Annotated in this window: 14 protein-coding genes; 10 read left to right on the top strand and 4 right to left on the bottom strand. The window is 70.1% G+C overall.

Features of this window, described 5'->3' with window-relative positions; translation table 11 throughout:
* Positions 1-376: TetR/AcrR family transcriptional regulator (locus CCS38_RS25285; RefSeq protein WP_223735610.1), on the bottom strand; the 376-nt coding region annotated here is incomplete at its 3' end.
* A 72-nt stretch (positions 377-448) separates the two neighbouring features.
* Here CCS38_RS25285 and CCS38_RS25280 point away from each other — a divergent pair.
* The gene (locus tag CCS38_RS25280) at positions 449-1,408 is read left to right on the top strand and encodes a DMT family transporter (RefSeq protein ID WP_223735609.1); all 960 of its coding nucleotides are present in this window, start codon (positions 449-451) and stop codon (positions 1,406-1,408) included.
* Between the two features lie 14 nt (positions 1,409-1,422).
* Here the strand turns inward: CCS38_RS25280 and CCS38_RS25275 are convergent, their stop codons facing one another.
* Positions 1,423-1,611, bottom strand: coding sequence for a hypothetical protein (locus CCS38_RS25275; RefSeq protein ID WP_223735608.1), 189 nt, complete (start codon positions 1,609-1,611; stop codon positions 1,423-1,425).
* Between the two features lie 83 nt (positions 1,612-1,694).
* On the opposite strand from CCS38_RS25275, the gene argG reads away from it, so the two are divergent.
* The 5 genes from argG to CCS38_RS25250 all read left to right on the top strand — a co-directional run bounded on the left by argG (position 1,695) and on the right by CCS38_RS25250 (position 7,218).
* A complete protein-coding gene (gene argG, locus CCS38_RS25270; RefSeq protein WP_223735607.1) occupies positions 1,695-3,143 on the top strand; it encodes an argininosuccinate synthase in 1,449 nt (482 codons plus the stop codon).
* A 208-nt stretch (positions 3,144-3,351) separates the two neighbouring features.
* Positions 3,352-3,837 (top strand): hypothetical protein, encoded by a 486-nt coding sequence (locus CCS38_RS25265; RefSeq protein ID WP_223735613.1) that lies wholly within the window; start codon positions 3,352-3,354, stop codon positions 3,835-3,837.
* Between the two features lie 35 nt (positions 3,838-3,872).
* A complete protein-coding gene (locus CCS38_RS25260) occupies positions 3,873-4,424 on the top strand; it encodes a M48 family metalloprotease (RefSeq protein WP_223735606.1) in 552 nt (183 codons plus the stop codon).
* A 14-nt stretch (positions 4,425-4,438) separates the two neighbouring features.
* Positions 4,439-5,659 (top strand): MAB_1171c family putative transporter, encoded by a 1,221-nt coding sequence (locus CCS38_RS25255; RefSeq protein ID WP_223735605.1) that lies wholly within the window; start codon positions 4,439-4,441, stop codon positions 5,657-5,659.
* Entirely contained in the window at positions 5,656-7,218 is a 1,563-nt protein-coding gene (locus CCS38_RS25250; RefSeq protein WP_223735604.1) for an amidase, read from the top strand. The genes CCS38_RS25255 and CCS38_RS25250 overlap by 4 nt, the downstream gene beginning before the upstream one ends.
* 253 nt (positions 7,219-7,471) lie before the next feature.
* Here CCS38_RS25250 and CCS38_RS25245 read toward each other — a convergent pair whose 3' ends face one another.
* The gene (locus CCS38_RS25245; RefSeq protein ID WP_223735603.1) at positions 7,472-7,819 is read right to left on the bottom strand and encodes a hypothetical protein; all 348 of its coding nucleotides are present in this window, start codon (positions 7,817-7,819) and stop codon (positions 7,472-7,474) included.
* A gap of 254 nt (positions 7,820-8,073) precedes the next feature.
* On the opposite strand from CCS38_RS25245, the gene CCS38_RS25240 reads away from it, so the two are divergent.
* From CCS38_RS25240 to CCS38_RS25225, 4 genes are read left to right on the top strand one after another with little or no spacing between them, the layout of a single operon-like run.
* The gene (locus CCS38_RS25240) at positions 8,074-10,962 is read left to right on the top strand and encodes a non-ribosomal peptide synthetase (RefSeq protein ID WP_223735602.1); all 2,889 of its coding nucleotides are present in this window, start codon (positions 8,074-8,076) and stop codon (positions 10,960-10,962) included.
* A 17-nt stretch (positions 10,963-10,979) separates the two neighbouring features.
* Complete coding sequence (locus tag CCS38_RS25235; RefSeq protein WP_223735601.1) at positions 10,980-11,921, top strand: NAD-dependent epimerase/dehydratase family protein; 942 nt, start codon at positions 10,980-10,982, stop codon at positions 11,919-11,921.
* Positions 11,918-12,385: a nuclear transport factor 2 family protein gene (locus CCS38_RS25230; RefSeq protein ID WP_223735600.1), complete on the top strand. Its 468-nt coding sequence runs from the start codon at positions 11,918-11,920 to the stop codon at positions 12,383-12,385. Before CCS38_RS25235 ends, CCS38_RS25230 begins: the two co-directional genes overlap by 4 nt.
* 5 nt (positions 12,386-12,390) lie before the next feature.
* Positions 12,391-12,981 carry a malonic semialdehyde reductase gene (locus CCS38_RS25225; protein ID WP_223735612.1) on the top strand — a complete coding sequence of 197 codons (591 nt, stop codon included), beginning with the start codon at positions 12,391-12,393 and terminating at the stop codon, positions 12,979-12,981.
* A gap of 24 nt (positions 12,982-13,005) precedes the next feature.
* Here the strand turns inward: CCS38_RS25225 and CCS38_RS25220 are convergent.
* Positions 13,006-13,804, bottom strand: a 799-nt coding sequence (locus CCS38_RS25220; RefSeq protein WP_308050870.1) for an SDR family NAD(P)-dependent oxidoreductase, incomplete at its 5' end; no start/stop codon positions are given.

The raw sequence follows: 13,804 nt of genomic DNA, 5'->3' as shown, positions 1-13,804 counted from the left end.
GGTGGGACGGATCGCTGATCTCGGCGTGGGCGTTGACCATGCTGCACCCCTTGGAGCTGTGTTCCGACGACCATGCGTGCGAGGCGTCGAAGACGGCCAGGACGCGCGCCGGCGGCGCTGGGGGTGCGGCCGCCAGGTACTGGTCGAGGAAGGCCCGCCAGCGCTCGTCGCGGTCCGCGAGGTACTCCACGACGATCTGCTCCTTGGAGCCGAACCGGTCGTAGAGGGTCTTCTTGGTCACCCCGGCCTCGGCGGCGATCAGGTCCACGCCGACGGCGTGGATGCCGCGCTCGTAGAACAGCCTCGCAGCGGCCTCCCGCACGCGCAGCGCGGCAGGCGTCATCGTGATCCGTCGCGGTTTCTCGGTAGCACCCATGCTCAAAAGTATACCGATCTGTATAGTGGGCGGGAGGTGGGTATACCGATCTGTTTAGTGGAGGGGTGAGGTGTGAACTTCCTGCTCTCGGTCGCCTTCGTGCTGTGCTGGAGTTCCGGGTTCATCGGGGCCAAGCTCGGTGCGGGCAGCGCTTCCGCGGTCACGATCCTGATGTGGCGGTTCCTGCCGCTGGCCGTCGTCCTGCTCGCCGTCGCCGCGACCGTCGCCAGAACGTCGTGGCGGGGCCTCGCCGTGCGGGACGTGGCCAGGCAGGCCGTGATCGGCGTGCTGTCGCAGAGCGGCTATCTGCTCACCGTCTACTACGCGATCCAGCTCGGGGTCTCCAGCGGCACCACGGCCCTGATCGACGGCGTCCAGCCCCTGGTCGCCGGAGCGCTCGCCGGCCCGTTGCTGCGTCAATACGTCTCGCGCAAGCAGTGGCTCGGCCTGTGCCTGGGGGTGTGCGGCGTCGTCATCGTTACCACGGCTGATGCCGCGGCGCGCGTCGGCGTGGCCTGGTGGGCCTATCTCATCCCGTTCCTCGGGATGTTCTCGCTGGTCGTGGCCACGTTCCTGGAAAGCCGCTCCCGCACGCGGGTCGCGCCGACGGTGTCGATGACCGTCCACTGCGTCACCAGTACCGTCGTCTTCACGGCGCTCGCCGTGAGCACCGGAGCCGCGCAGCCGCCGGCTGAACCCTCGTTCTGGGTCGCGATCACCTGGCTCGTAGCCCTGTCCACCTTCGGCGGGTACGGGTTGTACTGGCTCATCCTGAAGCGCTCCGGAGTCACCAAGGTCAATACGCTCATGTTCCTCATGGCCCCTGTCACGGCGGTCTGGGGAGCCGTCATGTTCGGTGAGGCATTCGGTCTTCAGACGTGCCTCGGCCTGGCCGTCGGACTCGCGGCAGTGGTCCTCGTTCATCGCGGTGACACTTCGCCAAACAGAGTGTGTGCGGGGGACACAGGCACGGCCGGCACCGGGGCCGGTGCTGGTGCCAGGACCTCCGGGCCGGTCAAGTGCGACACGTGATGCCTTGCGCGCGTCTACGACACACGATGCCTGCGCGCGTCGAGCTCGGTGCGGCCGCCGTCCAGCCGTTCGACCGCGGCCGCCACCGCATGCCGCGCCTGTTCCTCGGCCTGCTGGCTGGCCGCGAAGACCCTGCGCACCGCGGCGGAAGCACTGCCGGCCGGCTGACGCCGAGGCGGTACGGGGCGTGATCGCTCCGCCAAGGACCCGGGCTCCAGCGAGGGGGCCCGGCCCTTCGGAAGCATTCCCGCTTGCATGGCCATACGGGATGTTGCATACTCTTGCTATGTCCAAGGTCCTCACCTCCCTCCCCACCGGCGAGCGCGTCGGCATTGCCTTCTCCGGCGGGCTCGACACCTCGGTCGCCGTCGCCTGGATGCGTGACAAGGGCGCCGTCCCGTGCACGTACACCGCCGACATCGGTCAGTACGACGAGCCCGACATCGCGTCCGTGCCCGGCCGTGCCACCGCGTACGGTGCCGAGATCACCCGGCTCGTCGACTGCCGTGCCGCGCTGGTCGAGGAAGGGCTGGCCGCGCTCTCGTGCGGCGCGTTCCACATCCGGTCGGGCGGGCGCCCGTACTTCAACACCACGCCGCTCGGCCGTGCCGTGACCGGCACGCTGCTGGTGCGGGCCATGCTCGAGGACGGCGTGCAGATCTGGGGCGACGGCTCCACGTACAAGGGCAACGACATCGAGCGGTTCTACCGCTACGGGCTGCTCGCCAACCCGCACCTGCGGATCTACAAGCCCTGGCTGGACGCGGACTTCGTCACGGAGCTCGGCGGCCGCAAGGAAATGTCGGAGTGGCTGCTCGCGCACGGGCTGCCGTACCGGGACTCGACGGAGAAGGCGTACTCCACGGACGCCAACATCTGGGGCGCCACCCACGAGGCGAAGACCCTGGAGCACCTCGACACGGGCATCGAGACGGTCGACCCGATCATGGGCGTGCGGTTCTGGGACCCGTCGGTGGAGATCGACACCGAGGACGTGACGGTCGGCTTCGACCAGGGGCGCCCGGTCACGATCAACGGCAAGGAGTTCGCCTCCCCGGTCGACCTGGTCATGGAGGCCAACGCGATCGGCGGCCGGCACGGTCTGGGCATGTCCGACCAGATCGAGAACCGGATCATCGAGGCGAAGAGCCGCGGCATCTACGAGGCGCCGGGCATGGCGCTGCTGCACATCGTCTACGAGCGCCTCGTCAACGCGATCCACAACGAGGACACCCTGGCCGCGTACCACAACGAGGGCCGGCGCCTCGGCCGGCTGATGTACGAGGGCCGCTGGCTGGACCCGCAGGCGCTGATGATCCGCGAGTCGCTGCAGCGCTGGGTCGGCGCGGCCGTCACCGGCGAGGTGACGCTGCGGCTGCGGCGCGGCGAGGACTACTCGATCCTCGACACCACGGGCCCCGCGTTCAGCTACCACCCGGACAAGCTCTCCATGGAGCGGACCGAGGACTCGGCGTTCGGCCCGGTGGACCGGATCGGCCAGCTCACCATGCGGAACCTGGACATCGCCGACTCCCGTGCGCGCCTCGAGCAGTACGCGGGCCTGGGCCTGGTCGGCGGCGGCCACCCGACGCCGATCGGCGCCGCGCAGGCGGCCTCGACCGGACTGATCGGCGCCATGGACCAGGGCGGCGCCCAGGCGATCGCCTCGCGCGGCGAGGTCTCGGCGGAGGACGCGGCGCTGGACCGTGCCGCGATGGAGTCCGGCACGGACTGAGACCGCTCATCAGTCGTACAGCGGGCCCCGGCGAGGTATTCGCCGGGGCCCGCTGCCGTGCGCGTCGCACCAGTCGTATTCATCCGCGTCGCACTCATCCGCGTCGCGCACTCGTCTGCGTCGTGCTCATCACAGAACCCGGGCTTCCGGTCACGTAATGGCGTCAACTATAGTTTAGGCGGATCGAGAGGAAGCAGCCGTGGCCGCAATGGACGACAGTGCCGACGCCGGGACGAGGACGCCGGGGGAGCACCCCGAGGTACCCGTTCCGGGCCCGGGCGCTTCGTTCGCCGAGCGGCTGAACTTCCTCTTCGACCGGGTGCGCGCGCCGGGGGCCAAGGAGTTCAGTAACGCGCACGTGGCACGCACGATCTCGTCGTACGGCGACGACAGCTGCACCGGCGCCTACCTCGGCATGCTGCGCAAGGGCGAGCGGACGCCGACCATCACCCTCCTGCCGCTCCTCGCGCGCTTCTTCGGCGTGGAGGCCGGCTACTTCGTCGAGGACGAGATCACGCGGAAGGTCGCGGACCAGTTCGAGCTGCTGCGGAAGCTCAGCGAGGCCGGCGTGCGGGAGATCGCCCTCCGTGCGATGGGCCTGTCCGACACGAGCCAGCGCAAGGTCCTGGAGGCGATCGACGCGGTGCGGGAGATGGAAGGGCTGCCCGCCGACCCCGAGAGGGGCTCGCCATGACGGGCCCCGGGGCGTCGATCTGGAGAGGAAGCCGCATGTGGCGCAGCCGTCGTGACCGCGAGGCCGACGAGGTCGAGCGGCGCAGCCGGGCATTCGTGGCAGAGCTGGACCTGCCGCCCGTGGACAGCGTCCTCGACCTGGTGCCCTTCATGGAGAATCGGTTCGGCCGCTCGATCCGCCTCATGCCGTTCACTCCGGACCCGGCCGACGCGGACTCCCTGGACGCCTCGGCGCCCTGCGGCATGTGGCTCGCCACGGACACCACGGACTACGTCTTCTACGACACGGGCATCAGCCGCGCACACGCCGAGATCATCGTCGGCCACGAATTCGCGCACATGCTCAGGCGCCACCGCGGCAAGGCCCCGATCGCCCAGGGCAGCCTCGGCGGCCTGATCGACGGCATCGACCCCAGCACCGTCCGGCTCGTCCTGGGCCGGACCCGCTACAACGAACCCGAGGAGTTCGAAGCCGAAATGCTCGGATCCCTGCTGCAGGAGCACGTGAGCAACCCTCGCGCCACGGCCTCCCGCACCTCCCGCACCGCCCGGGACTCCGACCCCATCGCCCGTACGCTGCTGCGCTGACCGAATCAGGCCCCGTGAAAGACATACTCCACCCCTTGTGTCTGGCGATCGCCGGCAGCGGATTCCTCTTCCTGCTGCGCGACCTCGCCAAGAGCCGCCGCGACCGCGCCCTGGTCGCGCTGGCCTTCACGTACGGCTTCTCCGCGATCAGTTATGCCGTCTCCCTCACCTGGGTGTGGGTGCGCATCGACGGCGTCTTCGGCGTCACCAACATCTCCGTACCGCTCGCCCAGAGCTGCGTGACCCTCGTCTTCGCGCTGCAGGCCACCGTCCTCGCGTACTGGTCGAAGCCGGCTGCGGAAGCCCGCCGCCGCAGCCGCCTGCTGCTCATCGCGGCCGCCGCGGTCATCGCCGGCATGGCCGTACTGTTCGCCCTGCTCACCCCGGCGACGACCCGCCCCGCCGACTTCGCGACGTACTACGCGCACGACCCGTACTACCAGGCGTACGTACTGCTGTACTTCGGCACGTACACCGTCGCCGAGCTCTACCTCGCCCGGTCCTGCTGGAAGTACGCCCGCACCGCGAGCAACCCCTCGATCACCTGGGGCCTGCGGCTCATCACGGTCGGCGCGATCATCACCCTCGGATACAGCACCATCCGGATCGGCGCGGTCGTCGGGGCCGTGGCCGGCTTCGGCGTCGAGCACCTCGACCCGTTCGCCTGGGCGTGCGGCGACATCGGCGCCACCGCCACCCAGATCGGCTACTTCCTCCCCACCCTGGCCCGCCGGACCGCCGCGGCCCGCGACTGGACGACCGCGCACCTCCGCTACCGGCAGCTGCGCCACCTGTGGGCCGCGCTGGACCGGGCCGACCCCGGCATCACCCTGCGCCGCCCGGCCCCGCACCGCGACGACCTGCTGCGCGGCCGCAGCGCCCACTTCCCCCTGCTGCGCCGCCGCGTCGAGATCCGCCAGGGCCAGAAGCTGCTGCGCCGCTACCTCGACCCGGCCGCTCGGGACGCGTCCGAGACCAGGCACCGGGCCGCGGGCCGCACCGGCGCCGACCTCGCCGCCGCCGTCACCGCCGACCAGATCCGCGACGCCCTCCTCCGGCACCGCGCCGACGATCCCGTCGAGACCCCCGCCGACTACGCCGACGCGGAGCTGCCCCTCACCACCACCGAGGACGAGCTGACGCACCTTCAGCGCGTCGCCTCGTACTTCGCCCCTCCTGCCGAGAGCCCCCACGCCGCCACCTCCCACAGCACCACCTCTGGAGCCCGTTCGTGATTCTCCGACGCACCCTCCTCGTCGCTGCCACGGCCGTCGCCGCGGCGGCCTCCATGGCCGCACCTGCCGCAGCGCGCGCACGCGCCGGCGCGCCGAAGACCCCCACCGAGGCGCTGCACCTGGCCCCCGCACGCGAACAGCTCGCCGCGCTGCGCGCACGCAAGATCACCAGCCGCGCCCTGCTGGAGCAGTACCTCCAGCACATCGCCGGGACCGACGACCTCAACGCGGTCGTCACCCTCGACGCCGACGCCGCCCGCGCGGCCGCCGACGACGCGGACCGCCACCTGGCCGAGACCGGCAAGCCCCTCGGCCCGCTGCACGGCCTGCCCCTCACCGTGAAGGACGCCCTGGAAACGCGCGGACTGCGCACCACCAGTGGCTCCCCGGACCTCACCGACCACGTCCCGGACCAGGACGCCGACGCCGTCGCCCGCCTCCGCGCGGCCGGTGCCGTCCTCATCGGCAAGACCAACGTCCCGACGATGTGCCAGGACATCCAGACGTCCAACCCCCTCTTCGGCACGACGAAGAACCCCCACGACGGCACCAAGACCGCCGGCGGTTCCTCCGGCGGCCCGGCCGCCGCCGTCGCCGCCGGGCTCACCAGCCTCGAAGTCGGCTCGGACCTCGCCGGATCCCTCCGTCTCCCGGCCGCGTACTGCGGTGTGTACGCGCTGCGCCCCAGCTACGGCATCGTGCCGACCCGCGGCCACATCCCGCGCCCGCCCGGCTGGCTCACCAGTTCCGACATGATCACCGTCGGCCCGATCGCCCGCACGCCCGAGGACCTCGACGTCCTCCTGGACGTGCTCGCAGCACCGGCCCCGGCCGACGCCGCCGCCTGGAAGATCGAACTCCCCGCGCCGAAGCACAAGCGCCTCGCCGACTACCGGATCGGCCTCTGGCAGGACGACCCGTACTGCCACGTCGACAAGGAGACCCGCGCACTCCTGGCGCAGGTGGCCGAGCTCGTGCGGTCCGCCGGTGCCACGGTCGACGACTCGGCGCGGCCCGTGGACCTCGCCGACAGCGACAAGCTGTTCCAGCGCCTCATGTACGCCACGGCGAGCGCGACCGCCCCCGACGAGGCGTTCGCCGCCGACATCGCGGCCGCCGACAAGACCGAGGCCGACGCCCCGGGCGGCCTCTTCCTGCAGTCGCGGACCATGCGGCACCGCGACTGGCTGCTCGCCAACGAGGAGCGCGAGAAGCTGCGCGGCCGCTGGGCCGAGTACTTCGCCGACCACGACGTCCTGATCACGCCCGCCGCGCCGACCGCGGCGGTCGACGACCAGACCGACACCCCGGTTCCCGGCCGCTCCATCACCGTCGACGGGAAGAAGCGGCCGTACTTCGACCAGACGGCCTGGCTGAACATGGCCGGCCACGTCAAGCTCCCCGCCGCCGTCATCCCCGCCGGCCGTACCGCCGACGGCCTGCCGCTGGCCATCCAGATCATCGGCCCCTACCTGGCCGACCGCACGGTCCTCGACGTGGCCAAGCACCTCGCCCGGCTCCTGCCCGAGCCCGTCCGCCCGCCCGCGTTCACCGCGTGAGCGAGCGCCACTGACCCGGGCTCGTCCGGCCTCCACGGGGGTGGGGCAGGAAGAGCCCGTACGACAGAGGGCCCCAGGTTCTTCAACCTGGGGCCCTCTGTGCTGCCGCCGGCCTCGTACAAGTACGGATACACGTACCGGTACGGGTACGGCGCACGGAAACGGCCCGGATACCGACGGGGGATGCGGCATCCGGGCCAATGATCAGCTTAGCCCTGCGGAGGCGACTTGGGCCAGCCGGGCGGTCGGACGCTCAGCCGCCGAGAGCTCCCGTGGCCGTCCCGACGAGCGGGGACAGCGTGTCGTCCAGCATCTGCCCGTGCACCTTGAGGTTCCCGGACGGGTCGGTGAGCATGCTGGTCAGCTCCCACGACGGGTCGCTGAGGTGGTACATCTCGACGTGCTTCCACAGTGCGTCCACCGACTCGCCCACGGGGCTGGTGAGGGTGGACGCGGGCGCCGCCTCATGGCCCGCGTGCGCGGTCGTCATCGTGGCCGCCGAGGCCGTACCGGCCCCGCCGACGCCCATGACCGCCACCGCGGCCACCAGCGTCCCGACGAAGCGCACCCGGGCTCGGTTATTGCGGCGGTAAGCATTCATGAATTACCCCTTCTGCGCAGCGACTTGAGTTACGGGAAGAACTCCAACACGACGCCGACCCGTCATGGTTTCCCTCCGGTTGCGCAGTCAAGAACTGTGACTCACCATCAAATCCCTTTCCATACAAGGCTGATTTAACAGCCGATTGACTCATGGGACATGAGGGAGCAATCGCGGGAGCGTCTGGTTTCGGTACCGGTTTCCGCAGCCGTTCCATGCCCATGTGCCTGTTCTCAGGAGAGGGACGATGAACGATGACGACGTATCAGGAATTTGTCTCCGGACACCCACCCACCGCCTTTCCGGCAGACTCCCGACCCCGGCCGGAGCCCGCGCACCTCGCTGACCTGCTGGTCCGGGCTGCCCAGCAGCATCCGGGCAAGGGACTGCAGTATTGCCTGGCGGACGACCCCGCCGAGAGCCGGCTCCAGCCGTACCCCGAGCTGCTGGACGAGGCCCGCCTGATCCTGGCGGGACTGCGCGCCCGTGGCGCGGAGCCCGGCCGCAAGGTCGCGCTGCTGCTGGAGCGGCCGGACGACTTCCTGCCCGCCTTCTGGGCCTGTCTGCTCGGCGGCATGACCGCCTGCCCCCTCGTTCCCCTCCGCAACGATCCGGAGCGGTGGACCGCCCAGCTCGCGCACGTCAACGCCCTGCTCGACGGTCCGCTGCTGGTCACCACGGGGCGGCTGCGCGATGAGATGCCGGAGATCCCGGGCCTGGAGGTGGCGGTGCTCAAGGAGCTCACGGCCCACGCCTTCCCTGGTAACGACCTCATGGAGATCGCCGAGGCCCGGCCCACGGACGTCGCCCTGATGGTTCTCACCTCGGGATCCACCGGCAACTCCAAGGCCGTGCTGCTCACCCACGCCAACCTGCTGGCCTCCATGGCGGCCAAGGCCGACATACAGGGCCTCACCTCGGCGGACATCACACTCAACTGGATCTCGTACGATCACGTCGCCGCCCTGCTGGAGGCACACCTGCTGCCGCTGTCGGTCGGCGCGGACCAACTGCAGACCACCCCGGACAGGATCCTCGGCGACCCGGTGCGCTTCCTCCGGCTCATCGACGCGCACCGCGTGACGATGACCTTCACGCCCAACTTCCTGCTCGGCCTGATCAACCAGGCGTTGAACGAGCTGCCTGACGGGCGGCCTAACGGGCCGCCTGACGGGCAGCCTGACGAACTGCCTGGCGAGTTGACCGGAGAGCTGTCGCTGGACCTGTCCTCGCTGCGCCACATCGTGTCCGGCGGCGAGGCCAACCTCGTCACCACCGGAGTGGCGTTCCTGGACAAGCTCGCCAAGTACGGCCTGGCCCGCGATGTGCTGTGGCCGGCCTTCGGCATGACCGAGACCTGCGCCGGCAGCATCTACAACCGGGAGTTCCCCGAGGGCGACCTGGGCGCGGAGTTCGCCGCGGTGGGCCGCCCGGTGACCGGGCTGGCCATCCGGATCGCCGCCGAGGACGACCCCGAGCAGGTGCTGGAGGACGACGCCGAGACCGGCGAGGTACAGCTGACCGGCCCGATGATCACCGGCGGGTACTTCAACAACGCGCAGGCCACCAAGGAGGCGTTCACCGCCGACGGCTGGTTTCGCACCGGCGACCTGGGGCGCCTCGTCGACGGCCGGCTCACCCTCGTCGGGCGCAGCAAGGACAGCATCATCGTCAACGGTGTGAACTACTTCAGCCACGAGCTGGAAGCGCTCCTGGAGGACCTCGACGGGGTACGGAAGTCGTACGTCGCGGCCTTCCCGACCCGCCCCGAGGGCAGCGACACGGAGCAGCTCGTGGTGGCCTTCGCGACCACCCTCGCCCCGGACGACGAGGCCGGTCTGCACCGTCTGCTGATCGCGATGCGCAACAGCATCGTCATGGCCTGGGGCTTCCGCCCGGCGCTGCTGCTGCCACTGCCAGCTGACACCTTCCCCAAGACCAGCCTCGGCAAGATCCAGCGTGCCCTCCTGCGGAAGCGCCTGGAGGCCGGCGACTACGCCACGCAGCGCGCCGCCGTCGACGACGTGGTCACCCGCCACCTCGGCGGACACACCGCCCCCGAGGGCGAGACCGAGCAGGCCCTGGCGGAGATCTACGCGGAACTGTTCGACCTGGCGCCCGGCACGGTCAGCGCCACGGCGAGCTTCTTCGACCTGGGCGGCACCTCGCTGGACATCCTGCGCATGAAGCGGCTGCTGGGCAGCCGGCTCGGCGCCGTGGACCTGCCGGTCCTCGCCATCCTCACCGCGCCCAGCGTCCGCGAGCTGGCCAAACGGCTCACTGCGCGCGAGAACGCCGGCCCGGCCGCGTACGACCCGATCGTGCCGCTGCAGACCAGTGGCGAGAAGACACCGCTGTTCTGCGTCCACCCGGGCGTCGGCGAGGTGCTCGTCTTCGTCAACCTGGCCAAGTACTTCGTACAGGAGCGCCCCTTCTACGCGCTGCGGGCGCGCGGTTTCAACCCCGGCGAGAAGCCCTTCGAGTCCTTCGACGAAATGGCCCGTACATACGCGGCCGCCATCCGCGGGAAACAGCCCCACGGCCCGTACGCGCTGGCCGGCTACTCCTTCGGCTCGGCGGTGGCCTTCGAGATCGCCAAGATCCTGGAGGCCGAGGGCGAGCGGGTCGACTTCCTCGGCAGTTTCAACCTCCCGCCCCACATCAAGTACCGCATGGAAGAGCTCGATTACATCGAGACGGCGGTCAACCTGGCGATGTTCCTGGAGCTGGTCTCCAAGCAGCAGGCCGCCGAGCTGCCCGCACAGCTGCGACCGCTCGGCAAGGACGCGCAGCTCAAGCACCTGATCGACATCGCCCCACCGGAGCGGCTGGCCGAACTGGACCTGGATCTGGAACGGTTCACGGCCTGGGCGGACCTCGCCGACGGCCTGACCGGGCTCGGGCGGACGTACCGGCCCAGCGGGGACGTACGGCGGATGAGCGTCTTCTACGCGATCCCACTGCGCGGCACCAAGGAGGACTGGCTCAACAACGAACTGCGCCGCTGGGACGAGCACACCCGCGAGCAGAACCGCTACCTCGATGTACCCGGCGAGCACTACACACTCATGGGCCCCCAACACGTCGCCGCCTTCCAGGCCATCCTCCGGTCCGAACTCGACCGGTCCCTCGGCGGCAACTGACCACAGGAGCAACCGCTTTGGCAGACGGCAAGAAAATCCTGATCACCGGTGGCACCGGTCAGGCGGCCCGCCCGGTCGCCGAGGCCCTCGCCGCCGACAACGAGGTCTGGTGCCTCGGCCGCTTCACCACCCCCGGCGTCGAGAACGAACTGCGTGCCCGCGGCATCACGACGTACCACTGGGACATGGGCGGCGAGGACACCCTCGACGCACTGCCCGACGACTTCACCCACGTCATGCACTCCGCGGTGCATCGCGGCCACGACGGCGACTTCGACACCGCCATCGAGATCAACTCGGTCGCCGTCGGACGACTCATGACCCACTGCCGCAAGGCGGAGGCATTCCTGCACGTGTCGACTGGCGCCTTCTACAAGCGCCAGACGCTCGACCATCAGTACAAGGAGACCGACCCGCTGGACGGCGTGGCCGACTGGCTGCCGGCGTACCCCGTCTGCAAGATCGCGGCGGAGGGCGCGGCCCGCGCGTACGCCCGCACGCTCGGCGTACCCACGACCATCGCCCGCCTCAACATCTCGTACGGACCGGCCTCCTACGGCGGCGTACCCGTCATGTACTTCAAGAAAATGCTGGCCGGCGAGCCGATCCCCGTCCCGCTCGAAGGCCAGAACTGGGCCTCACTGATCCACACCGACGACCTCGTCCACCAGGTCCCACTGCTGTGGTCCATCGCGAGCACACCCGCGACCGTCGTCAACTGGGGCGGCGACGAGCCGGTCGGCATGACCGACTGCGCCGCGTACATGGCAGCGCTCACGGGGGTCGAGGCGAAGTTCGAGAAGACCGCCGTCACCCGTGAGACATACGCCTTCGACAGCACCAAGCGGCGCTCGCTGATCGGCGACTGCACCGTCGAATGGCACGACGGCATCCGCCGCACGCTGCGAGCACACTTCCCCGACATCCCCCTGAAAGACACGAAGGAGGTCCCAGCGTGAACGCCACCGACGTGGAGGACCGGACCCACGCGGCAAGCGATGCGGAGAAACGCATCCGGGCCGCCTACGACGCATTCCACCGCCGGGACATCGACGCCATCCTGTCCTGCTTCGACCCCGAGGTCGTCTGGGTGCACCCCGACGGCATGCGGGGGGTGGGCCTCGGCGGACCCAAGTACGGCCACGACGGCATGCGGGAATTCCTCGCCCGAGTGCCCGGCGTACTGGGCGGAATGGTCCTCGACCCGCACGAATTCCTGGTCGACGGCGACCGGGTAATGGTGCTCGGGGACCGGGAGGTCACCTCCCGCGACGGCCGCAAGGCGACCCTGCGTTTCGTCCACTCCTGGACACTCGGCGCGGACGGCCTGGCCGTGCACTTCGAGGACTGTTTCGACACCGTCGAAATGCTCCGCCTGATCGACCCCGACATTTCTCTTACACCGCGAGGTGAAACGCTGTGAATTCCTTGATTTCTCCCCTCGCCACTGACGCGCAGAATCTCCTCTTCAAGGAGGCCCACACCGCACACGCATTTACCGCCGATCCGGTGACCGACGAGCAGGTCACCGCCATCCACGAGCTCATCAAAAACGCCCCGACCTCACTCAACAGCCAGCCGCTGCGCGCCGTCCTGATCCGCAGCGACGAGGCACGCGCACGACTCGTCGAGCGGATGGCACCCGGCAATCAGCCCAAGGTGCGCCAGGCGCCGCTCGTCGTCGTCCTCGCCGCCGACCTCGATTTCCACGAGACGCTGCCGAAGGTCGCACCGCACGTACCGAACGCCCGCGACCTGTTCGCCGACGAGTCCCTGCGGCACGACACGGCCGTGGTCAACGCCTCCCTCCAGATCGCGTACTTCATCGTGGGCGTACGGGCCGCCGGCCTCGCCGTGGGCCCCATGGCGGGCTTCGACGCCAAGGCCGTCACCGAGGAGTTCTTCCCCGACGGCCAACACCGCGCACTGGTCGTGGCGAACATCGGCCGCCCGGCGCCGGACGCCTTCCGCCCCCGCGCCCCTCGCCTGACATACGACGAGGTATTCAGGAGCGTCTGACAACTCCGTTGAGAACAGGAGCTGTTACCGCTCCGACAAGCGGAACTCGAACGGCACTGCGCCCGGGTCGACGATGGTGGTACCGCCGTCCGCGGTGAGGGTGGTGCCGTTGACGTAGGAGGAGTGCGGGCCGAGGAGCCACAGCACAGCGTCGGCGATTTCCCGGGGCTCGGCGGGACGGCGTTGCGGTACGAGGGCGGTGACCTCGGCATACGACTCCTCGACGCCGAGTCCCAACGGCCCGCCGAATTCCCGCATCTCCTCGTCCGCCATCTCGGTGCGGGTCCAGCCGGGGCACACGGTGTTGGCGCGTACGCCACGCGGCCCGAACTCGGCCGCAAGCGTGGCGGTCAGCATGGCCGCACCGGCCTTCGACGCGGCATACGCGGTCATCCCTCCCGAGGCGCGCAGCCCGGCGATCGAGCCGACCGTCACGAACGACCCCTTGGCGTCGATGAGATGGGGCATCGCGGCGCGGGCGAGGAGAAAAACTGAGGTCAGATTGGTGCGCAGCGTTGCGTCCCAGTCCTCGTCGGTCAGGTCGAGCACCCCGCCCGGACGCATCACGCCCGCGTTGGCGACGACGCCGTCGAGGCGGCCGTGATCCCGTACGACGGCGGCCACCAGCTCCTCGACCTGCGCCCGGTCGGTGACGTCCGCGACGTACGCCGTTGCCCCGCAGCCGTCCGCGACCTTGCGCAGCACGTCGGCCCGCCGCCCGCAAACGGCGACCCGCGCACCGGAAGCCGCCGCCAGCTCGGCCACGGCGGCCCCGATACCACTGCTGCCACCCGCCACCAGGTGGACGGGGGCGGGGGAGGGC

It is taken from the genome of Streptomyces purpurogeneiscleroticus (genome assembly GCF_020024005.1).
GTDB classification, from domain to species: Bacteria; Actinomycetota; Actinomycetes; order Streptomycetales; family Streptomycetaceae; genus Streptomyces; species Streptomyces purpurogeneiscleroticus.
The sequence above is the reverse complement of the archived record's forward strand: the minus strand, read 5'-3'. Positions and strand labels throughout refer to the sequence as shown.